The organism is Nocardioides sp. J9, assembly GCF_007829375.1.
Taxonomy (GTDB): Bacteria; Actinomycetota; Actinomycetes; order Propionibacteriales; family Nocardioidaceae; genus Nocardioides.
The window spans coordinates 76,872-99,641 of the sequence record NZ_VLJQ01000066.1 but is presented as its reverse complement, the minus strand read 5'-3'; the positions used below and the strand labels follow the sequence as shown (position 1 = coordinate 99,641).

Genomic DNA, 22,770 nt, shown 5'->3' with positions numbered 1-22,770 from the left:
GCGCCGACGTCAGGGACGGGCGTCAGGCGACGTCGTACGTCGCGCTGGACCGGCGCGGGTGGTCCGAGCCCTCGAGCAGCACGTCCACCACGCGGTCGACGTCGTCGGTCATCGGGACGTGGCCGCAGCCGCGCAGCGTGATGTGGGTGGCGTGCGGCAGCGCCTTGCGGGCGAGCCGGGCCTGGTACGGCAGCAGGACCAGGTCGCGCGAGCCCCAGGCGACGGTCACCGGGATGCTCGGGTCGATGGTGCGCTCGAAGCGCGGGCCGCCGTCCATGATCGTGCGCAGCGCGGGCTTGGCGGCGACCAGGCCACGCGCGTCGCCCACGGCCTGCTCGTAGCCGAGGCGGCCGCCGCGGGTCATCAGCATGCCCATCGCCAGGTTGCGGCCGATGGGGGTGCGCAGCACGGCCGGGGCGAACGGCTGGAGCGCGGTCGCGGTGCCGGTGAGCGCCACGAACACCGCGCGGATGTAGAGGAACTCGAGGTCGTTGCGCCAGAAGCCCGCCGGCGCGAGGGTGGTCGCGCTGCTGACCAGGTCGTCGGCCGCGGCCTCGAGCGCGATCCGGCCGCCCAGGGAGTTGCCGGCGATGTGCGGACGGTCGAGGCCGAGCTCGGCGAAGAAGTCCTCGAGGATGCCGCGCAGCTGCTCCTTCACGGGCCGCCCGTCGGGCACGAGCGCCGGGGACTCACCGTGGCCGGGCAGGTCGAGCAGGATCACCTCGCGGTGCTCGGCGAGCCGGTCGACCAGCGGGTACCACGCCTGTCGTCGATGCCCGATCCCGTGGACCAGGACGAGGGGTTCTCCCGAGCCGAAGCGTTCGTGGGCGAGCATCGTGACCTCGTTTCCGCGCACCGACGCTGGTGCGACTGTGTGCAACTGGCAGTTGCGGATACCGACAGTAGGTCCGGCCGCTAGCTGCGCGCAAGCACCTTGCTCGCCGCCCGGACCGTGACCCGGGTCACAACATATAACTCAGGTTACGCGACCGGCAGGCGGGTCCCGGCGGGCGGACGCGCGGCGTCACCGGATGCGAAAACACCGACTCCACCGAACCGTCGAGACGTCACTTGTGGCCGGCCGAATGGTCACCTGTGGCCGGTCGAGTGGTCAGTTGTGGCCGGTCGAGAAGTCAGTTCCGGCCCGGCGAGTGGTCGGATCCGGCCGGTCGAGGCGTCACTCCCCGCGCGGCCGGGCCCTGACGTCGTACGGCGGCGGGGCTGCTCGCCGTACGTGACCTCTCGAAGGGCCACAACTGACGTCTCGACGAGCCACAACTGACGCCTCGACGAGCCACAAGTGACGCTTCGACGGGCCACAAGTGACGTCTCGACGGGCCAGACGAGCCGGGGAGGTGTCCTGGCCGGAGGAGCGGGTCCCCCAACCAGCGGCTCGCCCGGCCAGGACGAGACCCCGCCGGACGGGGGGCCGTGGCGGGCCGCAGCCGTGGGACACGAGGACTGCGACCCGGCCGTCATTCGGCCGGTGGGAATCAGCCGAAGGACGAGTCAGCGTGTGCCTCCGCGACCATCACCTCGATGCCCGGGCCCAGGGGGAGCAGGGCGTTGGCGACCGTGACCACCACGCGCAGCGCGCGGACGGCGATCCCGCTGTGCGGCGTGCCGGAGCAGCTGTGGGTGGCCGCTCCCCCGCCGTCGCAGAACTGCTCGTTGAGGACGATGAAGCCGATGCCCGGCAGGGTGTAGGTGGTGTTGGGCGCCGGGTTCAGCCCGACGGGCACCCCCAGGACCTCGAGGTCGACCAGTGTCGTGCCGGCGTCGGTGGACGTCGACCCGGACGGACCCGCGGTGGACCTTGCCTCGGACCTGACGGCGGTCGCCGAGACCACGCACGTGGAATCCGTGAGCCGCAGGACGCACAGGGGTCCGGACCCGTCACCGGCGACCTCGGCCCAGCTGCGCGCCGTGGCGCCGGAGGTGGTCAGGGCGCCGCTGGTGGCGGTGTCCGCGACCTTCGCCCCGACGATCCCCGGGAGCGCCACGCCCACGACCTGCTCGGTCTCGTCGCCGCCCAGGGGCGAGATCTGCACGTAGCCCTGGAGCAGGTCGGCCAGCAGCACGTTGGTGCCCAGGCGGGCGGCGTAGGCGTGCCCGCTGACGGACCGCTTCGGCTGGTTGGCGCACAGCGGGGTCTTCGGGAACTCGCTGTGGGCCGTGGCCTCGCCGACCTTGATCTCGACGGCCTGGAGCCCGAGCAGGACGCCGGTGATCTTGACGTGGATCGCCGTGACGCTGGCGTCGGCGACGTACTTGCCGCCCTTCTCCGAGATCGACGTCGAGCGCTCGTTGATCGCGATGTAGCTGTTCTTGCCGAAGATCGCGGCGTTGAGCGGGATCGTCGTCGTCTGGTTGAGGTTCACCGGCGTCTCCAGACCGAGGACCTTCAGGCTCTGGATCGTCGACCCGGTCGTGCTCGCCGTCGAGTAACCGCCGTTGGCCGTGGTCGACGCGACCGCGCGGACCGTGCCGGTCTCGACGGTGCAGACGCCCGCCACCGGGACCAGGCAGACGCCGGCGACCTCGGAAGTCGTGGTCTGCCGGGTCTCCGCCGGGGCGGCGGTGACCGAGCTGTTGCTGGTGGTCGACAGCACGCCGGCCGAGAGGATGGCCCCGTTGGCCGGCAGCTTCAGTGCCGCGACCGCGTCACTGTCCGTGGACGGCCCGCCGAGGCCGGACTGGCTGCTCACCGACTCGCTGAGGACCACCGTTGCCTTGTCCTTGATGATCACCGACAGCAGGTTGGTCACCAGGGTCAGCAGGCCCGACGCCCTCACCTCGAGGCCGACCGCCGTGCCGTTCGACTTCGCGCCGGCCGGGTTGGGCTGCGGGCTGACGAGGTCGGAGGTGACGTTCGAGCTGACGTCCGCGCCGTTGGCCAGGGACATCCGGGCCTGGTTCGGCACGGTGCAGACGGCGTTGTTGGTCACCTTGACCACCAGCCTGACCGACCCGGTGCCGCCACGCGGGGCGATCGAGCCGACGTTCCAGCTCGCCGTCGGTACGGCGCCCACGACCGTGCAGCCTCCGGTGCACGACACGAAGCCGGTGCCACCGGGGATCGCGTCGGTGAGCACGGCACCCAGTGCCTCCGCGGGTCCGTGGTTGGTCCAGGTGATCGTGTAGGTGAGCACCTGGTCGCCGTTGGACCGGACGTCGACGGACGACGTCTTGGTGAGGGTGACGTCCGGGGTGGCCGCGACGCAGCCGGTCACGCCGCCCGTGGCCCCGCTGGCCAGCAGGACGCCGTTGCTGATCGCGAAGGTGCCGGGCTGGCACCCGTTGCCGCCGGAGGTGCCGGTGAAGGTCTCCGGGACGGTCGCGGTGTAGGTGAACACCTTGCTGCCACCGGCCGCGATGGTGCCGGTCTCGCAGGTGAGCTTCCCGTCGGCCTTGGTGCAGCCGTCCGGGACGGTCGGGTCGAGCCGGTCGTCGTAGTCGTCGGTGAAGCTCGTCGAGCCGGCCGCCGAGCCGTCGTTGGTGACGGTCACGGTGTAGGTGACCTCCTGGCCCGGGTCGAGGGTCGTGTCGCTCATCTCCTTGGCGACGCTCAGGTCCGGCGCTGCCGGGACGCAGACCGTCTTCGACGCGACCTCGGCGCCCTGGATGGTGACCGAGTTGACGACGCCGTACTCACCGGGTGCGCAGGGCGCCACCCCCGACTCGCCGTCGTACGACGACGGGAGCTCGGCGGTGTACTCGAAGACCTGGTGGTCGCCGCCTGCGATGGTGCCGGTCGTGCAGGTGAGCATGCCGTCGCCCTGCTCGCAGCCGTCGGGGACGGTCGGGGTGAGCCGGTCGTCGTAGTCGTCGACGAAGGTGGTCGAGCCGGCCGCGGCACCGGTGTTGGTGACGGTGATCGTGTAGGTCACCTCGTCGCCGGGCTCGGCCAGCGCCTTGTCGACGCTCTTGGCGACGACGAGCTCGGTCCGCGCGTCCACGCACACCACGTCCGCTGCCGACCCGCCGCCCGCGAGGGTGGCGACGTTGCGGACCGGATAGGCGGGCGGCGTGCAGGTCTCCGCGTCGGGGTCGCCGGTGTAGGTGGCCGGCAGGACCGCGTCGTAGCTGTAGGTGATGCTCTCACCGGCCGCCAGGACGGGGGTCTCGCAACGCAGCTCGTGCGTGCCCACCAGCTCGCAGCCGTCGGGGGCCTCGGTGATCTCGGCCTCGGAGACGTCGGTCCACGTCGTGGAGCCCGCGGCGTCGCCGGTGTTGCGCACCACCACCTGGTAGGTCACGTCACCGCCGGGGCCGGCGACCTCGAGGTCGGCCTCCTTGCTGATCTCGAACGCCGGCGCGGCGCTCACGCAGACCTCGACGGTGTGCGAGCTGTCCCCGGTCTCGGCGGTGTTGAGGACCGAGAACCGGCCGTCGGCGCAGTCACCCTGCTCGGCACCGGCCGCGAAGGACGCGGGCATCGCGACGGTGTAGGTGAACGTCTGCGAGTCACCGGGGTCGAGACGGGTGGTCGTGCAGTCGAAGACACCACCCGACGGCGCACAGTCGTTGCCCTCGGGGTCCGACACGGCGATCGGCGGGTCGAGGTCGTCGACCGGGTAGCGCGAGGAGACCCGCACCGGGCCGTCCTCCTCGCCGATCCGGTGGGGGGGGGGGAGCCGCTCGTCGTACTCGTCGGTGAAGGTCGTGCTGCCCGGCGCCTCGCCGGTGTTGGTGACCGTGATGGTGTAGGTCACCGGGTCACCGGCTGCGACCGTCGTGGAGCTGGCCTCCTTGGTGACGAGGAAGCCCGGCTCCGCGGGCACGCACACGTCGGCGTCCGCGACGGTGGTGCCGGAGATCCGCACCCGGTTGGCCACCTGGAACTCGCCGGGATCGCACGTGCCGGTGCCGGACTCGCCGGTGAACGAGGTCGGCAGCGTCGCCGAGTAGGTGAACACCTGGGTGCCGCCGTTGGCTGCGACGACCCCCGTGGTGCAGGTCAGCTTGCCGTCGGCCTTCTCGCAGCCGGCCGGCACGGTCGGGTCGAGCCGGTCGTCGAAGTCGTCGACGAAGGTCGTCGACCCGGAGCTCGTGCCGCTGTTGGTGACGGTGATCGTGTACGACACCTCGGCGCCGGGTGCCACCTCACCGTCGACCTCGGCCGTCTTCACCACGCCGAAGTCCGGCGTCGCCCCGACGCAGAAGGTGACGTCGCCCCGCGCCCCGTCGGCGAGCTCGACCAGGTTGTGGATGCGGAACGTGCCGGGCTCGCAGGTGCCCTCACCACCGGGGCCGTCGAAGGCGGCCGGCAGCGTGGCGACGTAGGTGAAGGTCTGCGACCCGCCGGCCGGGATGACGCCGGTGTCGCAGGAGAAGACGCCGTCGGTGGCCTCGCAGTCGTCGCCCTCCGGGTCGGACGTCGCGGTGCCGACGGTGAGCCGGTCGTCGACGTCGTCGGTGAACGACGTGGCCCCTGCGGCCGTGCCGCCGTTGGTGACCGTGATCGTGTAGGTCACCGTGCCGCCCGGCTCCAGCGGGCCATCGGCCTCGTAGGACTTCGCCACGCTGAACGCGGGCGCCGCCGGGACGCAGACGGAGACGCCGGCGTCGGCGCCGTCGCTCAGCTCGACCGCGTTGGCGACCTCGTAGCTGCCCGGTGCGCAGGCTCCCCGGTCGCCGGCGAAGGTCGCCGGCAGGGTGACGTCGTAGGTGAACACCTGCGACTCACCGGCCGGGATCACCCCGGTCGCGCACTGCAGCACCTTGTCGTCGTCACCGACGACGGAGCAGGTCCCCGTGTCCGGGGCGCTCGTGATGGCGGACGGCGTCAGCCGGTCGTCGAAGTCGTCCTCGAAGGCCGTGGCGCCCGCAGCGTCGCCCTCGTTGGTGACGGTGATCGTGTAGGTGACCTGCTGCCCGGGATGCGGCGTGGTGTCGCTGACCGCCTTCGTCACCGTGTACGACGGTGCGGCAGCCACGCAGAGCTCGACGGCTGCGCCGGGGCCCTCGGCCAGGGAGGCGGTGTTGCCGATCGGGTAGCTCCCCTGGGCACACTCGCCGCCGCCCGAGGTGGGGCCGAAGGTCGCCGGCACGACAGCGGTGTAGGTGAAGCTGACCGGGTCGCCGGCGGCGACCTCACCGGTCTCGCAGGTGAAGCTCGCGGGGCCGGGGCCGGCCTCGCAGTCGTCCGGCAGCGTGACGTCCATCCGGGCGTCGTACTCGTCGGTGAAGCTGGTGGACCCGGCTGCCTTGCCCGTGTTGGTGACGGTGACCGTGTAGGTCACCGTCGCGCCGGGCTCCGGGCTGGCGTCGTCCACGGACTTCGCGATCTCGAAGTCGGCGGCGGCGCCGACGCAGACCGTGCTGTCCGCCGCCTGGGCGTTGGCCAGGGCGACCGCGTTCAGGACCGGGTAGGTGCCGGGCTCGCAGCCCTCGCCACCGGACGGGCCGCTGAAGGAGGTCGGCATCGCGGCGCTGTAGGTGAAGGTCTGCGAACCGCCGGCCGGGATCGTCCCGGTCGTGCAGTCGAGGACCTTGTTGCCCTCGTCGGTGGTCGGCTCGCAGTCCGCGCCGGTCGGGGCCGACGTCGCAGTCGACGGCGAGAGCCGGTCGTCGAAGTCGTCACGGAAGGTGGTCGTGCCCGGGGCCTTGCCGTTGTTGGTGACGGTGACCGTGTAGGTCACCTCCTGGCCCGGCGTCGCGACCGCATCGTCCACGGTCTTGGTGACCTCGAACTGCGGGTCGGCCTGGACGCACAGCGTCACGACGGCCGGCGTGCCGCCGGGGAGCGCCGCCGTGTTGGCGACCGGGTAGGTGCTGCCGGCGCAGCCGTCACCGCCGGGGCTGCCCGCGAACGTGGCGGGCATGGTGGCGGCGTAGGTGAACGCCTGCGACCCGCCCGGCGCGATGGTCCCGGTGGTGCAGCTGAAGAGCTCGTTGCCGCCGCTGGCCGTCGGCGCACAGTCGTTGCCGGACGGCGCCGAGACGGCGGTGCTGGGCGCGAGCCGGTCGTCGAAGTCGTCGGTGAAGGTGGTGGACCCGCTGGCCTTGCCGGAGTTCGTGACGGTCACGGTGTAGGTCACCGTGTCACCGGCTCCCACCCCCGAGGCGGGGGAAGCGGTCTTGGTGATGCTGAACTGTGGGCTCGCGGCGACGCACACGGTCACGACCGGCGCGGCGGTGCCGTCGACGAGCGTGGCCCGGTTGCGGACCGGGTGCTGGCCGGCCTCGCAGCCGCCTCCACCGCCGGCCCCGCTGAAGGTGGCGGGCATGTCGGCGGTGTAGGTGAACACCTGCTGCTCACCGCCGGCGATGGAGCCCGAGGTGCACTGCAGGACCTTGTTGCCGCTGACCGTGGCGGGCGTGCAGCTCCCACCCGAGGCCGGGGTGGGCGTCACCGCGGACGGGGTGACGGCGTCGTCGAAGTCGTCGGTGAACGACGTGGATCCTGCGGTGCCGCCGGTGTTCGTCACCGTGATCGTGTAGGTGACCTGCTGGCCGGGGACGGCCGCGGTCGTGCTCGCGGTCTTGGTGATGGCGAAGGCGGCCGGCGGCAGCGGCTGCGTGGCGTTGGCCTGGATGGTGTTGGCCATCGCGCCGGTGCTCTTGCCGTCGAGCTTCTCCAGCTTGAAGGCGTAGGGGCCACCGCTGACGTTGCTCGCGCCGAGGCCCTGGCCCCAGGCCCGGACGTGGCTGTCCGGGCCGCCGACGGCCAGGTGGCCGCCGAAGAGGAGCACCGCCTGGCGGGACTGACCGGGCGTGGGGTTGCGGAAGGTGACGCTGACAGTGACCAGGTCGTCCCCGCCGGCGGGCGCGCTGTGCGGCCCCACGGAGTCGCCGACAAGCACGCCGCCGTACATGGTCCACTCGCGGTCGGCGTCGGGCAGGTCGTGGTCGGAGACGAGCGGGGAGATGCCCGTGCCGGACGGCGGCACCGCGGCACCGTCGGTCGCCATCGGCAGCGTGGACGGCGGGTCCGCGCAGAGGGACGCCGACAGGCCCTGGCAGGGGTCGGCGTCCTCGACGGTGTGGTTCCACGTCGCCATCGAGTCGTAGGCGTGGATGCTGCCCTTGCGGTCCTGGTAGGTGAAGGTCAGCGTGTGCTCGAGGTCGTCGGCCGGCAGGTTGACGACCGCCCGGTGCGGCACGACGTCGTCCTCGCGGAAGTGCGAGTTGCTGCCCTGGATGGCGCCGTTGATCCAGCCGCCGGCGCACGTGGTCGCGGTGCCGGTGCCGTTCGCACACTGGTTGAACGCAGCGACGGTCGCGTCCGCCGCGGTTGCTGGCGACGACGACGCGACGGTGAGACCCGCCGCTGCCATCGCGCCGACGATGAGAAGACGCACGCCACGCATATGGAAAGCCCCCATGACTCGGTTGTGCGGCCACCCGAGTGCCTTGTTGCTCCAGCGAGGGAGACGCTGGAGCCGGGTCCCCCCACGAGACCCGTGGACGACCCTAGGGAGAGATCCCGGATCTGGTGAGCCCTTTGATGTAGGCATTGACTTCCGGCCCACGGCGGTGCTACGGCTGGCGCCCATGGCCCGGATGTCCGACCTCGAGTCCGTCTTCTGCCGGACGGCGCTGTGGCGCGCCTGGGCGCGTCGCGCCGTCCTGCCGCGGGTGCTGCCGCGCGGCCTCTCCGGCGAGGTGCTCGAGATCGGTTGCGGCAGCGGTGCGATGGCCGCGGAGGTGCTGCGCTCGGTGCCGGACATCGAGCGGTACGTCGCCACGGACGTCGACCCGGCGATGGTGGCCCGCGCTCGACGCGAGCTCGGAGAATTCGCCGCACGTGCGGAGGTCCTGGAGGTCGACGCCGCCGGGCTCCCGTTCGCCGACGCGTCGTTCGACGCAGTCGTCAGCTGGCTGATGCTGCACCACACCATCACGTGGGAGCAGGTGCTGGCCGACGCGGCTCGCGTGCTGCGCCCGGGCGGGCTGCTGGCGGGCTACGACCTGCCGGACTCGCGGCAGAGCCGCGTCGTGCACCGGCTCACCCGCTCGACGGTGCGCATGGTCGCCGCGGACGACCTCGCCGCCGAGCTGCGGGGCCTGGGCCTGTCCGACGTCGAGGTACGACCGCTCGGGGTCGCTGGCGCGTACGGGTTCTCCGCCCGTCGCTGAGCCCGCCTGCCGGCCCGCGCGTCAGGGTGCGGGCGTGAGCGGCTGCACGCGGCGGAAGAACACCAGCGGTCCTGCAGGCGCACCCTCGAAGATGGGCCCGCAGGCGCCGCGGGTCCCGTCAGTCGCCAGCCGTCAGACGGCGCCGGAGGTCGGCGGCCCGCACACCAGGCGGGCCAGGCGGCAGCGGAGCCGGCTCAGCTCCCACTGGAGGTTCGGCCGCTGGTCGCGGCGCTCGCGCAGGTGGCGTCCGCGGGGACGCCGGGGCGACCGGACCGGGCCGCCGAAGGGGGACCGGGGGTCGCGGGTGATGTCGCTCATGGATGTCCTAGCCCGAGTAACAGTGCCCAAGCGGGCGTCGCCAGCTGCTCGACGACAGGACCTCGCTACCCGCGCGCCGGGTGCGCATACCCCCACCGGGTGAATTCCGTCGGCAGAGGGTCGATCCGGGTGCCCGACGTCCTGCCGGGCACCGGGACGACGTGGTCGTCAGCAGATCGTGAGGTCGTCGATGTCGGAGTCCGAGCAGCCCAGGCCCGGGGCGCCTGCCCGCGGCGGGCGGCGTCCGCCCGCGCCGCCGGGGCTCAGCCCGGAGGCACGGGACTACCTGGAGAAGAACCGGGACTTCCCCGACCCGCCGCCCTGGCCACCGCTGGAGGACCGCGCCGCCTGGCGGGAGCTCGTCGACACCACCGACCGCGACCTGCGCCCGCTCTTCGAGGCGCTCTACCCGGGCGAGCGGCTCGAGCACCGCGAGCTCGAGCCGGGCGGTGTGCCGACGTACGAGCTCCGGCCCCGGGGCCTGCAGCCGACCCCGGACGAACCGCTCGTCCTCCAGCTCCACGGCGGCGCACTGCTGATGGGCGGCGGCGAGCTGGCCCGGCTCGGCGCGGGCGCCCAGGCGGTGCGGCGGGCCGGGCCGACCTGGGCGCCCGACTACCGGATGCCGCCGGACCACCCCTTCCCGGCGGCCCTCGACGACGTCCTCGCGGTCTACCGCGCCGCGCTCGAGGAGCACGCACCGGGCCGGGTCGTCGTCACCGGCACCTCGGCGGGCGGGAACCTCGCGGCAGCGCTCGTGCTGCGCGCCCGCGACGAGGGCCTGCCGCTGCCCGCCGGGCTGGTGCTGCACACGCCGCAGCTCGACCTCACCGAGTCCGGCGACTCGTTCACCGTCCTCGACGGGGTCGACCTGATGCGGCCCGTGCCGCCGGTGGTCCGCCTGTACGCCGACGGCCGCGACCCCGCCGAGCCGTACCTCTCCCCCCTCCTCGGCGACGTCACCGGTTTCCCGCCGACGCTGCTGCTGGCCGGCACCCGCGACCTGTTCCTGTCCACCACGGTGCGGATGCACCGCAAGCTGCTCGCCGCCGGGGTCCCGGCCGAGCTGCACGTGTTCGAGGCGATGCCGCACGGCGGGTTCGGCGGCACCACCCCGGAGGACGAGGACCTGCTCGCCACGGTCGCGGCGTTCGAGCGGCGCTGCGTCGGCGTGACCGGCTGACCCCGCATCGGGGCCCTCGTGGCGGGTACCGCGAATGGACCCGATCCCCCAGGAGGACCCCCCGATGACCTCATCGACCCAGAACGTCGTCGAGCTGCTCACCGCGCAGCACCGCCAGGTCGAGCGGCTCTTCGACGAGGTGCAGACCACCACCGACACCGACCGGTGCGCCCGTGCGTTCGACGAGCTCCGGCGGCTGCTGTCCGTCCACGAGGCAGCCGAGGAGATCGTCACCCACCCCAACGCCACCCGCCACGGCATCGGCGACGTCGTCGAGGCGCGGCACGCGGAGGAGCACGAGGCGAAGGAGCTGCTCGCCTCGCTCGACGGGCTCGACGTGAACTCTGCCGAGTTCGCCTCCGGCATCGAGCGGCTGCGGACGATGGTGCTCGAGCACGCCAGGAACGAGGAGGAGCTGGAGTTCCCCACCCTGCTGGCCGAGGCCAGCGAGGCGGAGCTGGAGAAGATGGCCGCCGCCGTGCTGGCCGTGGAGAAGATCGCGCCCACGCGCCCCCACCCCGCCGCGGGCGAGTCCGCGGTCGTCAACGCCGCCGTCGGCCCCCTCGCGTCCCTGGTCGACCGGGCCCGCGACGCCGCCCGCGCGGCGATGAGGTGAGGCCCGACGAACCGGGGTCGGGCGCCAGCCTGACCTTCGTCGGTACGGCGACGACGCTGATCCGCCTCGGCTCCTTCACCGTCCTCACCGACCCCAACTTCCTGCACCGCGGGCAGCGCGCCTACCTCGGCAAGGGCCTCTGGTCGCGCCGGCTCACCGACCCGGCTCTGCGGCCGGACCAGCTGCCACCGCTCGACGCGATCGTGCTGTCCCACCTGCACGGCGACCACTTCGACCGTGTCGCGCGGCGCGAGCTCACCCGTGAGCCGCCCGTGCTCACCACACCTGCGGCTGCGGACCGGCTGGCGGACTGGGGCTTCGACGCCCGTCCCCTGGAGACGTGGGGTCGCCACGAGCTCGTCCGGGACGACGAGTCCCTCACCGTCGAGGCGCTGCCCGCGATCCACGCCCGTGGCGTCATGGGGCGCCTGCTGCCGCCGGTGATGGGCTCGCTGCTCGTCCACCGCGTCGGCGGGGAGGTCCGGCACCGGATGTGCATCAGCGGCGACACCCTGACCGGCGACCACGTCTCGGAGATCGCCCGCCGCCACCCGGACATCGACACCGCCGTGGTCCACCTCGGCGGCACCCGGGTCCTGCTGCACACCGTGACCATGGACGGCGAGCAGGGCATCGACTACCTGCGCCGCCTGGGCCCGCGCCACGCCGTACCCGTGCACCACGACGACTACCGGGTGTTCCGCTCCCCGCTGTCGGACTTCCTCGAGCGCGTCGGCTCGGCCGGCCTGCCGACCGGCGTGCACGTGGTGCAGCGCGGGGCCACGGTGGAGCTGGGCGACCTCAGTCGGTGACCGGGCGCACCCGTCGTGCCCGCACCCGCTCCTCGCCGCCGGCCCGGCCGAGGAGGGTGGCGAGAACCCGTCTGGTGGCGGCGAGGTCTTCCTCGCCGACAGCGCGGGCGAGCGTGCGCTCGAGGTCGCGTCGGGCGCGGCGCGCGGTGCGCACCGCGTCGCGGCCGTGGTCGGTCAGGGCGAGCCGGGTGACGCGGCGGTCGGCGGCGTCCGCGTGGCGGGTGACGTAGCCGAGGACCTCGAGCTCACGGGTCGCCTTGGACGCGGCTTGCTGGGTCACGCCGAGCGCCTCGGCCAGGTCACCCACGGTCGGGTCGCCCTCGACGAGGTGCTGGAAGACGAAGCCGTGCGAGACCCGGAGGTGCGGGTGGCCGCGGCCGCGGATCCGTTGCAGGAGCATCTCGTTGGCCGCGCTGCCCGCGAGGAAGGACAGCGTCGCGACGTCGAGCTCGCTGGGGTCGACAGGCACGGGCATCCTCCTGCAGCGCGGACCATCCTGTTGACAACCATGCTTGCACAACTACGGTTGTTGATATGAGCAACGCGGTCGACGTAGTCCGTTCCTTCTATGCCGCCGTGGAGTCCGGCCAGCACGGTGAGCAGCTGGCCGGACTGCTCGCCGACGACGCCCGTACGGTCGAGCGGCCGAACCTCGTGTCACCGTCGGGCCGGGTGAGCGACCGCGACGCGATGCTCGCGGCGTCCACCGCCGGGGCACGGCTCCTCGCCTCGCAGCGGTACGACGTCCGGTCGGTCCTCGAGGTCGGCGACCTCGTCGTCACCCGGCTCACCTGGACCGGCACGGTCGCGGTCGACGCGGGCCCCTTCCACGCCGGCCAGCAGCTGACGGCGCACATCGCCCAGTTCGTCCGGGTCGTCGACGGACGGGTCGCGGAGATCGAGACCTACGACTGCTACGAGCCGGTCACCTGAGCCGCTCGCGGCGGCGAACCTGATGACGTCTTCTTGCGCTTGTCGGCCGTTGCAACGGCCGACAAGCGCGGGAATCCCCGGCTGAGCGGGGATTCCTGCACCGCCCGCCAGCCTCACCCCAGCCGGTCGAGCAGCACCTCGATCGCGGTGGCGACGGTCTCGTCCAGCACCTCGGCCGGGTCGCCGTCGAAGTCGCGGCGCACCACCTCGGTCCGGCCACCGACGCAGGTGCCGATGTAGACCGTGCCGGGCGGCTCGCCCTCCTCGTCGTCCGGTCCACCGACGCCGGTGACGGCGACGGCCAGGTCGGCGCCGAGGAGCTCGGCCACGCCGTCGACCATCTCGCGGGCGCAGGACTCGGTGATGACGGGGCCCGGCGTGACGCCGAGGACCTCGAACTTCACCTCGCTCATGTAGGACACCACCCCGCCGCCGAACCAGGACGACGCGCCCCTGCCGCGTGCCAGCGTGCTGGCGATGGCGCCGGCGGTCAGCGACTCCGCGCAGGCGACGGTGAGGTCGTGGGCGGTGGCGTGGTCCGCGATCTGGTCGACCGCGCGGGCGACGGCCTCCGCGGGCTGGGACGGGGCGCTCACGACGTCGGTCCCGCGGGGAGCTGGCGCTTGTGGGCGGTGCGGCGGTAGGCCTCCTCGATGACGGAGGCAGCCTCCTCGCCGACGTCCTCGCCGACGAGGTAGGCGTCGATCTCGGCGTAGGTGACGCCGTAGGCGACCTCGTCGGGCAGCGCCGGGCGCAGGTCCTCGAGGTCGGCGGTCGGCACCTTCTCGACGAGGTGCGCGGGGGCACCGAGCTCGCTGCCGATGGCCCGGACCCGGGACTTGGTGAGGCCGAGCAGCGGCCCGACGTCGAACGCGCCGTCGCCGTACTTGGTGAAGAAGCCCATCACCGCCTCCGCGGCCTGGTCGGTGCCGACCACCAGCGCGCCGAGGCGGCCGGCGACGGCGTACTGCGCCACCATCCGCTGGCGGGCCTTGATGTTGCCCTTGACGAAGTCGGCGACCTCGGGCGGGGTGTCGTCGGCGGTCGTCGCGGCGTGCAGTGCGTCGACCGCGGGCTTGATGTCGACCGTCAGCGTCTGCGTCGGGGCGATGAACTCGACGGCCGCGGCGGCGTCGGACTCGTCGCCCTGCGTGCCGTAGGGCAGCCGCATCGCGGTGAACGTCTTCCCGGTGCGCTCGCAGGCGACGCTGGCCAGCCGCCCGGCGACGGTGGAGTCGACTCCCCCACTGATGCCGAGCACGTAGCCCGACGCGCCGGACCGCTCGAGGTAGTCGGCCAGGAACGCGATCCTCCGCTCGGTCTCCGCGGCCGCGTCGAACTCCTCGGGCACGCCGAGGGCGGCCCGGATGGTGGCCTGGTCGACCTGTTGCTCCTGGTTGGTGCTCACGCTCTCGCCTCCTGCGTCGCGGTCTCGTGCGGCGAGGTACCCGGGTCCGGGAGGCGCAACCAGCGCCACGTCGGTCCGGCTCGCCGGCGAGGTCGCCGAGTCCCGGAGGAGGCGGAAATGACTCAGGGCCCCGTCCCTCGATGAGGTCCGGAGCCCTGGTGCCGGGTGGAGGTGAGGGGATTCGAACCCCTGACCTTCTCATTGCGAATGGCTCTCCCGGCCTTCGCGCGTCGGATTCACGCTTGCGCAGGGGTCAGATCAACTCATGCAACCACGGAGGTTGCGGCCTCGGGGTACGCCGGGGGCAAGCGCCTGTGGGGAAACGGCAGTTCGTCGCCAGCGGTCCGGACCAGTCTGGGTCGTCGACCTGACTTCCGTCGAACCGCACGCGGACTGGACCTACGTCGCGCTCGTCCTGGACGCTTCTCCCGAATGACCGTGCCACCGCTGTGAGGTCTTCGAGGGCTTCGTGGGGTCGTTGTCGTTGTTGAAGGAGTCGACCCAGTTCAGGTCCTCGACGTCGACGTGCTCGACGCCGCGCCAAGGACCTTCGGGGCGAATGAGCTCGGCCTGGTAGAGCCCGATCTGGGATCAGCGAGGGCGTTGATGCTCCTCAGATCGTTACGTCGGGTGGACCAGGGCCAACTAACTCGAGGGGAACTTCCCGGCCCCGCGGTAGATCTGCGCTACCGATTTGTGATCGCCGGCGACCCCATCACGACCCTGTCCATTGAACCCTAAGCCGGCTGGAGTCCGTACCCTCTCGACCGCCCTCGGCGGACGAGGCGAACTACGTCTCCGGCGTTGCTGTAGGCGTCAACGGTCCGGCTGCTTCGCGAAGGGTCACGACGCCCCTCCACAGGTCATCCTCCAACGAGTCCCAGGATGACCTGTGCAGCGCCCGAGCGATGCTCCTCACTGATCCCTACCAGATTGTCCAGGTCGTACTCGCGCAACGCACGGAGCATGCGCTCGTGGTCGCGGATGATGTTCTCCCTGGAGTCAGGGAGTCTGAGGTAGATCGCGCGATAGACCTCGGACAGTTGCCACAAGCGGCGCACCTGCCGCCGGAAAACGGTCAGATCGGAGAGATCGAAGATCGCAAAGTGGAAATCTCGGATGAGCCCAAGCATCTCGCCCACGTCGCCGTCACGAGACGCCTTCTCGATTCGCTTGTTGATGTCGACCAGTGCGGCCATCTGGGCCTTCGAGGGCTTGGGTAGCGACCGGAAGATCTCGGTCTCGAGAAACGCACGAAGCTTGTACACCTGCGCCAGCTCGGCAGCGCTGATCCGAGCCACGGCATAACCGCGATTCGCCTCGTATGAGACCAACCCGTCCGATTCAAGTTCCCGTAGCGCCTCGCGGAGCGGGCTGCGCGAGACACCCAGTCGGTTCGCCAGGTCAATCTGCACGATCTTCTGACCAGGCAGCAGCTCCTGGCGGGCAATGAGGGCGCGGATCTGCTCTGCGACCAAACCGCTCCCCACATCGGTTTGCTCGTCGGCGTTTGCTATCGACGTCATGGCACCAGATCTCTCAACTATCGCGCACAGCTGCGGCATTCACATGCTACCGCCGCACCCGGAGAGGCAACCAACGGCCGAACCCCGCATGGCATTCGCACCGGCTGCAACAGGAGGGTGCCGAGCAATCCTCGTAGCGAGCGGGCCTAGTCGGCCTCCGCGTCGCCCGCGAGGTCTGTGCAGCCTCGCGGGGGCGCGACTTCACCCATCACGGCGGTCCAACCTCGCGCCGCTGACAGGCTTTCAACTGCACTGCGAACAGTGCGTCCCGCCTTCCGCTGTCTAACGGGCATCCTCTGCGTTGGCGATGCGCTCCAGGAGCTCAAGCAGGAGCGCGCGCTCCGCGTCGCTGAGCGACACGTTGGCCCGCGGCAGCCCCGCGGCCAGCGCGATCGCATGGGACGCGACGCCGACGGTCGGCCGATGAGCCGACACCAGATCTTCGAAAACAGACGCTAGGACTGCCTCGCACAACGCCGCCGACAGGTCCGGATCGCGCGCATCCTCTGGCTGGCCGATCAGGCTGAGCGTCACACCGACGTTCGCCGCCAGGATTCGGGGGGCCGCCTGCCGTGGCGCCACCAGGAGGCGCCCGTCAATGGCCGCCGGCTCGAGAACGCGCAGCAGCATGTCCAAGGCCGGAGCGGTGACGGCGCAGGGCCGGCCCGGCTCGATGTTGCCGTAGAGCCGGGCATAGAAGCGAGGGTGCTCCAGCCCGAACTCTACGTGCTGCCGCCAGCCGTCGCGGATAGCTCCGACTGCGTCCGCCGAAGTGGGGGCGATGACGACGTACTGGCTGAAGCCATGCCGGGCGACCGCGTCCGTCAGACCCTGCTTGTTGCCGAAGTGGTGGTACAGCGTTGGAGCGGTGACTTGGGCGGCCGCCAGGACATCGCGGGTCGAGAAGTCCTCGCCACGATCCATCAGGTTGGTCGCCGCGAGCAGGAGCCGATCCTTGGCCGAGAGGTCGTTCCTCGAGTCGCTCACATTGCTAGCGTACCGTATATATCGCTGATATACTCGAAGGTGGCGTCCCAGGATGCATCCGGTCGCCCGCGCCCTGCCAGAAAGGAATCTCGAGATGGCCAGCACCCGCCCCTTCACCTACCAACAGGTGCCGCCGCCGATCGCCGCCTACCTCCGAGCGCACATCGACCACCGGTACGACGACGCGGTCACCCACTTGGCCGCAGGCGTTACGGTCGTCGACGACGGCAGGACCGTTCGAGGCCGCGACGCCGCTCTGGAACATTTCCGCCAGGCGTCCACCGAGTTCGAGTACGAGACCGACCTCCTGACGGTCACCGACGACAACGAGGTCTGGACCGTCGCTACGCACATCGAGGGGAACTTCCCCGGCGGCGAGGCAGATCTCAACATGGCCTTCACCCTCACGGAGGACCAGATCATTCGCCTGGAAATCAGCACCTGATCGCCCGCAGGGATCGGGGCCGAGCCGAGCCAGCCTCCGCACGTCCGGCGCCGGCGCGACGCTCCAGACCCGACCCGGGTCGCAAACCCAGCCGGCCGCCTACACGCAGGCTCTGGACGTCATCCAGGTTCCCGTCGTAGACACCAAGAGCCGGAACGAGCCGCCAGAGCGGCACCGAAACTCCCGGCGCGTTTCACAGCCACCATCCGACGTCGTGCCTCCGAGTCGCCATGCATCAGGCCGACGGCCGCCGAACTGTCGCCCAGATCCGGGCGATGGCGTTGAGATGATCCCTCGGACACAATCCCTCGTCAGCACGTGGCGAGACCCGACGATGCGAGTTTGGCGATGCCATGAACCGAGGCGGCGGCGAGCGGCGCTCCGACACCTGCGTGGAAGATGTGGCCTCTACCACGACTCGTCTTGTACGAGAGCTTCGCGCGACGCACTGGACTGCGGCCGAAAGGCTGACCCCAAGAGCGCGATCGATGCCCTCGAGACTGTCCGAGGATCGGGCTGCGGGAGCAGCCGTGCCACCAACGCCACGTTGTCGGCCAGGATGTCGATGCTGCCGAGGCGTCCACGACGTTGCGTCTCCCCGCACTCGCGGGTCACAGAGGCCGCATCAATCACTACGGCCCGCCGCCGGCCCACCTGCAGCGACGCATCGCGTCCGTAACCCGCCTGCGCTCCCGCTGCGTCGATGTCACAGCATGCGACCACCGTCTTGCCGCCCGCGAGCGCGCGAGCGTGGCCCTCGCCAATCCCTCCGGGAGCGCCCCGGTGACGCCGACGACGCGTAGCGTCCCGTCCCACTATCTATTACATCCGCGACTCTTTCGCGGGACGCGGCGCGGTTCAGAGTCGCTGACCGGCGGCGAAGACGTGGGCCTCTTCTGGTACCACGGACAGCATCACGCGATCGCCGACCTCCGCCGACTCCTCGACTCGACGCACTGCCGCGTGAAACGTCCCGGCAGCGGTGTCCACGACGTACTCGACACCGAGACCGCCGAAGATCTTGTCGAGCACCTTGCCCTCGACCAGCGGCTGGCCCGGGATCGTTTCGGCGCCCGTCGCCAGAGGGGTGAGTCGGAGGTGCTCGGCACGGACGCCCAAGAGCACGTTCTCTGCGCCTGCCGCCAGCGGTCGCAGCGCGAAGGGTCCCGCCGGAACCTCCCAGCCCGACCCGTTGGAGCGCACCTCGAATCGATTCCGGACGCCGACGAAGCGAGCGACCTCCGGGGTGGCAGGGCGGTCAAAGATCGTCCGGGGAGGCGCGAGCTGCTCGATCTGACCGTCCCGCATGACGGCGACCCGATCCCCGAGACTCATGGCTTCGCTTTGATCGTGGGTCACGTAGACACCGGTGAAGGGAAAGCGCTGGTGGAGCGCGTGGAGCTCGTCACGAAGGCTCACACGCAGGAGTGCGTCGAGGTTCGAGAGCGGCTCGTCGAGCAGGAGCACGGCCGGCTCGGACACGATCGCGCGGGCGACCGCGACCCGCTGCTGCTGTCCGCCGCTGAGCTGGCTCGGGTAGCGATCGGCCAGGTGCAGGCAGTCTACGGTCTTGAGGACCTCGTCGACACGGCCCGCGCCGATCCGCTCCTTCTTGCCACGGGACCGCAGCGGATATTCCACGTTCTGCCGAATGGTCATGTGGGGCCAGAGGGCGTACTTCTGGAAGACCATGCCGATGTCGCGAGCATACGGCGGAACGAGCACATTCCTGCCGCTGTCGAAGACAGTCTCCCCGCCGATGCGGATCTGGCCGGTGGTCGCGTCCTCGAGGCCGGCCAGGCAACGCAACAGTGTTGTCTTACCGCAGCCGCTGGGCCCGACGAGGACTAGCAGTTCGCCGGCTTCGATCGACAGGTTGATGTCCCGCAGCGCCTCGACCTTGCCGGCACCGCGCCCAAAGACCTTTCCGAGATCCTGAGTTTCGACGGACGCAGTCACCTAACTTCTCCCTTTCGGTTGTCGCACGCGACCTTCACGAAGTCGATGCTCAGCACTTGCTGCACGGTCTGTGACCTCTGCAACGCTAGTCGGCATCCATCTAGAATGTCTACATTCTCGCCGAATCTTTTGCGGGCTATCAGAATCCCGTTCATTTCACGGCCCATGTGTCCTTGCCTTGCAGCAACGAACCCAGGGCGCCGGCGAGATCATCCTCCCCTGCCGCGGCGACGGCCACCTGGCGACGGGCATCGTCGTCGTACGTCGGTCGGATAACCGACCGGAAGACGCCGATCGGCGCTTGGTGAAGGACCCCTACGTCCGTCAGACGCGAGAGCGCGAAGGCGAGGGTCGGATCCTCGCTCCCTTGGTCGTGCACGACGAGATCACCGACGTTGTCGTCGGTGACCACCGCGACCTCGACTCCGCCGTGGGCCGCACGTACGACTCCGCGTGTGCCGAGACCATCCGACCCCGGGCGACCGAACCGGATCGGGGCGCCGTGGACCAGCGGAATGATCGCATCAGCCCGGGTGTCGTTGTCCTTCACCGCGTCGAAGGCGCCGTCATTGAAGATCGGACAGTTCTGGTATATCTCGACCAGGGCCGTGCCGCGGTGAGCTGCAGCCGCCGCGAGCACCGAGGTGAGGTGTTTGCGGTCGCTGTCGATGGTGCGCGCGACGAACGTCGCCTCGGCGCCCAGCGCCAGCGACACCGGGTTGAACGGATGATCCACCGAGCCCGCGGGCGTCGACTTCGTGATCTTGCCGGCCTCCGACGTCGGCGAGTACTGCCCCTTGGTCAGACCGTAGATCCGGTTGTTGAACAGCAGAATCTTCAGGTTCACGTTGCGCCGGAGCGCGTGGATCAGGTGATTGCCGCCGATGGACAGGGCGTCACCGTCACCCGTGATCACCCAGACTGAGAGATCCTCCCGCGCTGTGGCGATGCCAGTCGCGATCGCTGGCGCCCGGCCGTGGATCGAGTGCATGCCGTAGGTGTTGAGGTAGTACGGAAAGCGGGAGGAGCAGCCGATCCCGGAGACGAACACGATGTTCTCCCGCCTCAGGCCGAGAGAGGGCAGGAAGCCCTGCATCGCAGCGAGGATCGCATAGTCGCCGCAACCGGGGCACCAGCGCACCTCCTGGTCTGACGCATAGGCCTTCCGATCCCGAGGGCCATTCTCCACCGGGACACCCGCCAGGCCAGGGAAAGGCAGCTCGACGGCGGTCATTCCTTCTCCTGGTTCTGCGGAGGAAGTCCGGCGATCATCGGCGCGTCGGCGTCGATCAGGCCCAGCTGGGCGGCACCACCAGGTGAGCCCAGATCGGCGAAGAAGCTCACGTTGGCGTCGTGGTACCCCTTCGACTCGGCCGGCACGTCGTCCTCGTAGTAGATCGCCTCCACCGGGCACACCGGCTCGCAGGCTCCGCAGTCGACACACTCGTCCGGGTGGATGTAGAGCATCCGGCGGCCCTCGTAGATGCAGTCGACCGGGCATTCGTCGACACACGCGCGATCCTTGACGTCGACACAGGGTTGGGAGATCACATAGGTCATCGCGCGACACCTTTCAGCAGGCGAGGAGCGTCCGGGCCAGTTGTCACGGACTGGAGGAGTTCGGTGAGGGCCTCGGCGAGCTCGGCCGCCTTGAGCGGCATGCCGTTGACCTGGTTGTAGCCGACCGCGTCGACGAGATACCTCGCGCGAATCAGCAGCGACAACTGGCCGAGGTTCATTTCGGGAACGAGGACCTTGTCGTAGGACCGCAGGATGTCACCAAGGTCTCCGGGGAAAGGATTGAGGTGACGCAGGTGGGCCTGTGCCACGTCATACCCAGCGCGGCGCACGCGGCGGCACGCGGCGCCGATCGGACCGTAGGTTGAACCCCAACCTAGGACAAGGACGGTGGCGCGGCCGGACGGATCGTCCACCTGCAGCGGCGGCAGCGAGGCAGCAATCCGATCGATCTTGGCCTGACGGAGTCGGACCATGCGCTCGTGGTTGGCCGGGTCGTAGGAGATGTTCCCGTGACCGTCGGCCTTTTCCAGACCACCGATGCGGTGCTCCAGGCCCCGGGTGCCCGGGATCGCCCACGGCCGGGCCAACGTGTCGGGATCGCGCGCGTAGGGTAGGAAGGACGCGCGCTCGACGTCGGGGTGGGTCGCATCAGGCTCCGACCTGCCCTCCGGCGTCGCGAACCTCGGCTCAATGCGCGGCAGGTCCTTGACGACCGGCACCCGCCACGGTTCTGAGCCGTTGGCGAGGTAGCCGTCGGAAAGGAGCATCACCGGGGTGCGGTAGGTGACGGCGATGCGGGCGGCTTCGACGGCCGCGGAGAAGCAGTCGCCCGGCGATTGGGGCGCGACGACCGGGATGGGTGACTCGCCGTTGCGTCCGTACATCGCCTGCAGCAGGTCGGCCTGCTCGGTCTTGGTGGGGAGTCCGGTGGACGGTCCGCCGCGCTGGACGTCGACGATGACCAGGGGAAGTTCGGTCATCACCGCCAGACCGATCGCCTCTGACTTGAGCGCCACGCCGGGGCCCGACGTCGTGGTGATGCCAAGGGCGCCGGCGAAACTAGCGCCGAGTGCAGATCCGATGCCGGCGATCTCGTCCTCCGCCTGAAAAGTCGTGATGCCGAACCGCTTGTGCTTGCTCAGCTCGTGGAGGATGTCCGAGGCTGGGGTGATCGGGTAGGTTCCCAAGAAGATCGGCAAGCCGGACTGCACGCCCGCGGCGACCAGGCCATAGGAGAGCGCAAGGTTGCCCGAGATGTTTCGATAGGTTCCCGGCGCCATCGCAGCGGGCTTGATCTCGTACCGGACGACGAAGGTCTCGGTTGTCTCGCCGTAGTTCCACCCGGCCTTGAAGGCCGTGATGTTGGCGTCCCTGACGGCCGGGGCCTTGGCGAACCGGGCAGCGAGGAAGTCGACCGTGGTCTCGGTGGGGCGACCATACATCCACGACAACAACCCCAGCGCGAACATGTTCTTGGCCCGGGCGGCGTCCTTGCGGGACAGACCGAATTCCCTGACGGCCTCTACGGTCATACCGGTCAGATCCAGCACGGAGAGCTGGTGGCTCTCGGCGAGCGAGCCTGCCCCCTCCTCCTCCAGCGGGTTGGCCGCGTAACCCGCCTTCTGCAGGTTGCGGCCGGTGAAGTCGTGGGAGTCCACGATGATGACCGAACCCGGCACCATGTCGCCCACGTTGGCCTTGAGTGCGGCCGGGTTCATCGCAACCAGGACGTCCGGGGCGTCTCCTGCCGTGAGGATGTCGTGATCCGCGAAATGAACCTGGAACGACGAGACGCCCGGCAGGGTGCCCTGTGGCGCCCGGATCTCCGCGGGAAAGTTGGGGAATGTGGCCAAGTCGTTGCCGAACGCCGCCGACTGTTGGGTGAACCGGTCGCCGGTGAGTTGCATCCCGTCTCCGGAGTCGCCAGCGAAACGGATGATCACACGGTCCAGCTGCTGTACCTGCTTGCTGCTCATTC

The 22,770-nt window shown here is 70.4% G+C and carries 18 protein-coding genes and 1 pseudogene; 6 read left to right on the top strand and 13 right to left on the bottom strand.

The genetic code is table 11. From position 1 onward, the window contains the following. Positions 1-22: 22 nt before the first annotated feature. Together L615_RS09765 and L615_RS09760 are read right to left on the bottom strand one after the other, a co-directional pair. Positions 23-835: an alpha/beta fold hydrolase gene (locus L615_RS09765; RefSeq protein ID WP_036518813.1), complete on the bottom strand. Its 813-nt coding sequence runs from the start codon at positions 833-835 to the stop codon at positions 23-25. Between the two features lie 658 nt (positions 836-1,493). Continuing rightward, positions 1,494-8,306, bottom strand: a complete 6,813-nt coding sequence (locus L615_RS09760; protein WP_186449810.1) for a choice-of-anchor P family protein — start codon at positions 8,304-8,306, stop codon at positions 1,494-1,496. Positions 8,307-8,499: 193 nt separating this feature from the next. On the opposite strand from L615_RS09760, the gene L615_RS23230 reads away from it, so the two are divergent. Then, positions 8,500-9,084 carry a class I SAM-dependent methyltransferase gene (locus L615_RS23230; RefSeq protein WP_222430514.1) on the top strand — a complete coding sequence of 195 codons (585 nt, stop codon included), beginning with the start codon at positions 8,500-8,502 and terminating at the stop codon, positions 9,082-9,084. A 132-nt stretch (positions 9,085-9,216) separates the two neighbouring features. On the opposite strand, the gene L615_RS09750 is transcribed toward L615_RS23230, so the two are convergent. Continuing rightward, positions 9,217-9,402 carry a hypothetical protein gene (locus L615_RS09750; RefSeq protein ID WP_145724947.1) on the bottom strand — a complete coding sequence of 62 codons (186 nt, stop codon included), beginning with the start codon at positions 9,400-9,402 and terminating at the stop codon, positions 9,217-9,219. Between the two features lie 190 nt (positions 9,403-9,592). On the opposite strand from L615_RS09750, the gene L615_RS09745 reads away from it, so the two are divergent. From L615_RS09745 to L615_RS09735, 3 genes are all read left to right on the top strand, one after another. After that, positions 9,593-10,585 carry an alpha/beta hydrolase gene (locus tag L615_RS09745; RefSeq protein ID WP_145724946.1) on the top strand — a complete coding sequence of 331 codons (993 nt, stop codon included), beginning with the start codon at positions 9,593-9,595 and terminating at the stop codon, positions 10,583-10,585. 64 nt (positions 10,586-10,649) lie between these two features. Beyond that, complete coding sequence (locus tag L615_RS09740; protein WP_145724945.1) at positions 10,650-11,201, top strand: hemerythrin domain-containing protein; 552 nt, start codon at positions 10,650-10,652, stop codon at positions 11,199-11,201. After that, positions 11,198-12,013: an MBL fold metallo-hydrolase gene (locus tag L615_RS09735; RefSeq protein WP_145724944.1), complete on the top strand. Its 816-nt coding sequence runs from the start codon at positions 11,198-11,200 to the stop codon at positions 12,011-12,013. The genes L615_RS09740 and L615_RS09735 overlap by 4 nt, the downstream gene beginning before the upstream one ends. Here L615_RS09735 and L615_RS09730 read toward each other — a convergent pair. Then, positions 12,003-12,482 carry a MarR family winged helix-turn-helix transcriptional regulator gene (locus L615_RS09730; RefSeq protein ID WP_186449808.1) on the bottom strand — a complete coding sequence of 160 codons (480 nt, stop codon included), beginning with the start codon at positions 12,480-12,482 and terminating at the stop codon, positions 12,003-12,005. The genes L615_RS09735 and L615_RS09730 overlap by 11 nt on opposite strands. Before the next feature lie 65 nt (positions 12,483-12,547). On the opposite strand from L615_RS09730, the gene L615_RS09725 reads away from it, so the two are divergent. Next, positions 12,548-12,946 (top strand): nuclear transport factor 2 family protein, encoded by a 399-nt coding sequence (locus tag L615_RS09725; protein WP_145724942.1) that lies wholly within the window; start codon positions 12,548-12,550, stop codon positions 12,944-12,946. 113 nt (positions 12,947-13,059) lie between these two features. Here L615_RS09725 and L615_RS09720 read toward each other — a convergent pair whose 3' ends face one another. The 5 genes and pseudogenes from L615_RS09720 to L615_RS09705 all read right to left on the bottom strand — a co-directional run bounded on the left by L615_RS09720 (position 13,060) and on the right by L615_RS09705 (position 16,867). After that, positions 13,060-13,542: a CinA family protein gene (locus L615_RS09720; RefSeq protein ID WP_145724941.1), complete on the bottom strand. Its 483-nt coding sequence runs from the start codon at positions 13,540-13,542 to the stop codon at positions 13,060-13,062. After that, positions 13,539-14,354 carry an ammonia-dependent NAD(+) synthetase gene (gene nadE, locus L615_RS09715; protein ID WP_261376622.1) on the bottom strand — a complete coding sequence of 272 codons (816 nt, stop codon included), beginning with the start codon at positions 14,352-14,354 and terminating at the stop codon, positions 13,539-13,541. The genes L615_RS09720 and nadE overlap by 4 nt, the downstream gene beginning before the upstream one ends. Before the next feature lie 448 nt (positions 14,355-14,802). Then, positions 14,803-14,927, bottom strand: a pseudogene (locus L615_RS24160) (IS3 family transposase); the annotation flags it as partial. Between the two features lie 290 nt (positions 14,928-15,217). Further along, positions 15,218-15,880, bottom strand: a complete 663-nt coding sequence (locus tag L615_RS09710) for a GntR family transcriptional regulator (RefSeq protein WP_186449807.1) — start codon at positions 15,878-15,880, stop codon at positions 15,218-15,220. 282 nt (positions 15,881-16,162) lie between these two features. Then, positions 16,163-16,867: a TetR/AcrR family transcriptional regulator gene (locus tag L615_RS09705; protein ID WP_222430513.1), complete on the bottom strand. Its 705-nt coding sequence runs from the start codon at positions 16,865-16,867 to the stop codon at positions 16,163-16,165. A 94-nt stretch (positions 16,868-16,961) separates the two neighbouring features. Here L615_RS09705 and L615_RS09700 point away from each other — a divergent pair, with 94 nt between their 5' ends. Beyond that, entirely contained in the window at positions 16,962-17,312 is a 351-nt protein-coding gene (locus L615_RS09700) for a nuclear transport factor 2 family protein (protein WP_145724939.1), read from the top strand. 858 nt (positions 17,313-18,170) lie between these two features. Here the strand turns inward: L615_RS09700 and L615_RS09695 are convergent. From L615_RS09695 to L615_RS09680, 4 genes are all read right to left on the bottom strand, one after another. After that, positions 18,171-19,271 (bottom strand): ABC transporter ATP-binding protein, encoded by a 1,101-nt coding sequence (locus L615_RS09695; protein ID WP_145724938.1) that lies wholly within the window; start codon positions 19,269-19,271, stop codon positions 18,171-18,173. Between the two features lie 151 nt (positions 19,272-19,422). Further along, positions 19,423-20,505, bottom strand: coding sequence for a 2-oxoacid:ferredoxin oxidoreductase subunit beta (locus tag L615_RS09690; RefSeq protein ID WP_145724937.1), 1,083 nt, complete (start codon positions 20,503-20,505; stop codon positions 19,423-19,425). Beyond that, on the bottom strand, positions 20,502-20,831 hold the full coding sequence (gene fdxA / locus L615_RS09685) for a ferredoxin (protein ID WP_145724936.1): 330 nt from the start codon (positions 20,829-20,831) through the stop codon (positions 20,502-20,504). Before fdxA ends, L615_RS09690 begins: the two co-directional genes overlap by 4 nt. Next, on the bottom strand, positions 20,828-22,768 hold the full coding sequence (locus L615_RS09680; RefSeq protein ID WP_145724935.1) for a 2-oxoacid:acceptor oxidoreductase subunit alpha: 1,941 nt from the start codon (positions 22,766-22,768) through the stop codon (positions 20,828-20,830). Before L615_RS09680 ends, fdxA begins: the two co-directional genes overlap by 4 nt. Between the last annotated feature and the right edge of the window lie 2 nt (positions 22,769-22,770).

Bases quoted from the DNA above. Each gene is read 5' to 3' on its own strand.
- L615_RS09765 (WP_036518813.1), bottom strand. From the start codon at position 835: ATGCTCGCCCACGAACGCTTCGGCTCGGGAGAACCCCTCGTCCTGGTC.
- L615_RS23230 (WP_222430514.1), top strand. From the start codon at position 8,500: ATGGCCCGGATGTCCGACCTCGAGTCCGTCTTCTGCCGGACGGCGCTG.
- L615_RS09750 (WP_145724947.1), bottom strand. From the start codon at position 9,402: ATGAGCGACATCACCCGCGACCCCCGGTCCCCCTTCGGCGGCCCGGTC.
- L615_RS09745 (WP_145724946.1), top strand. From the start codon at position 9,593: ATGTCGGAGTCCGAGCAGCCCAGGCCCGGGGCGCCTGCCCGCGGCGGG.
- L615_RS09740 (WP_145724945.1), top strand. From the start codon at position 10,650: ATGACCTCATCGACCCAGAACGTCGTCGAGCTGCTCACCGCGCAGCAC.
- L615_RS09725 (WP_145724942.1), top strand. From the start codon at position 12,548: ATGAGCAACGCGGTCGACGTAGTCCGTTCCTTCTATGCCGCCGTGGAG.
- L615_RS09710 (WP_186449807.1), bottom strand. From the start codon at position 15,880: ATGACGTCGATAGCAAACGCCGACGAGCAAACCGATGTGGGGAGCGGT.
- L615_RS09700 (WP_145724939.1), top strand. From the start codon at position 16,962: ATGGCCAGCACCCGCCCCTTCACCTACCAACAGGTGCCGCCGCCGATC.
- L615_RS09690 (WP_145724937.1), bottom strand. From the start codon at position 20,505: ATGACCGCCGTCGAGCTGCCTTTCCCTGGCCTGGCGGGTGTCCCGGTG.
- fdxA (WP_145724936.1), bottom strand. From the start codon at position 20,831: ATGACCTATGTGATCTCCCAACCCTGTGTCGACGTCAAGGATCGCGCG.
- L615_RS09680 (WP_145724935.1), bottom strand. From the start codon at position 22,768: ATGAGCAGCAAGCAGGTACAGCAGCTGGACCGTGTGATCATCCGTTTC.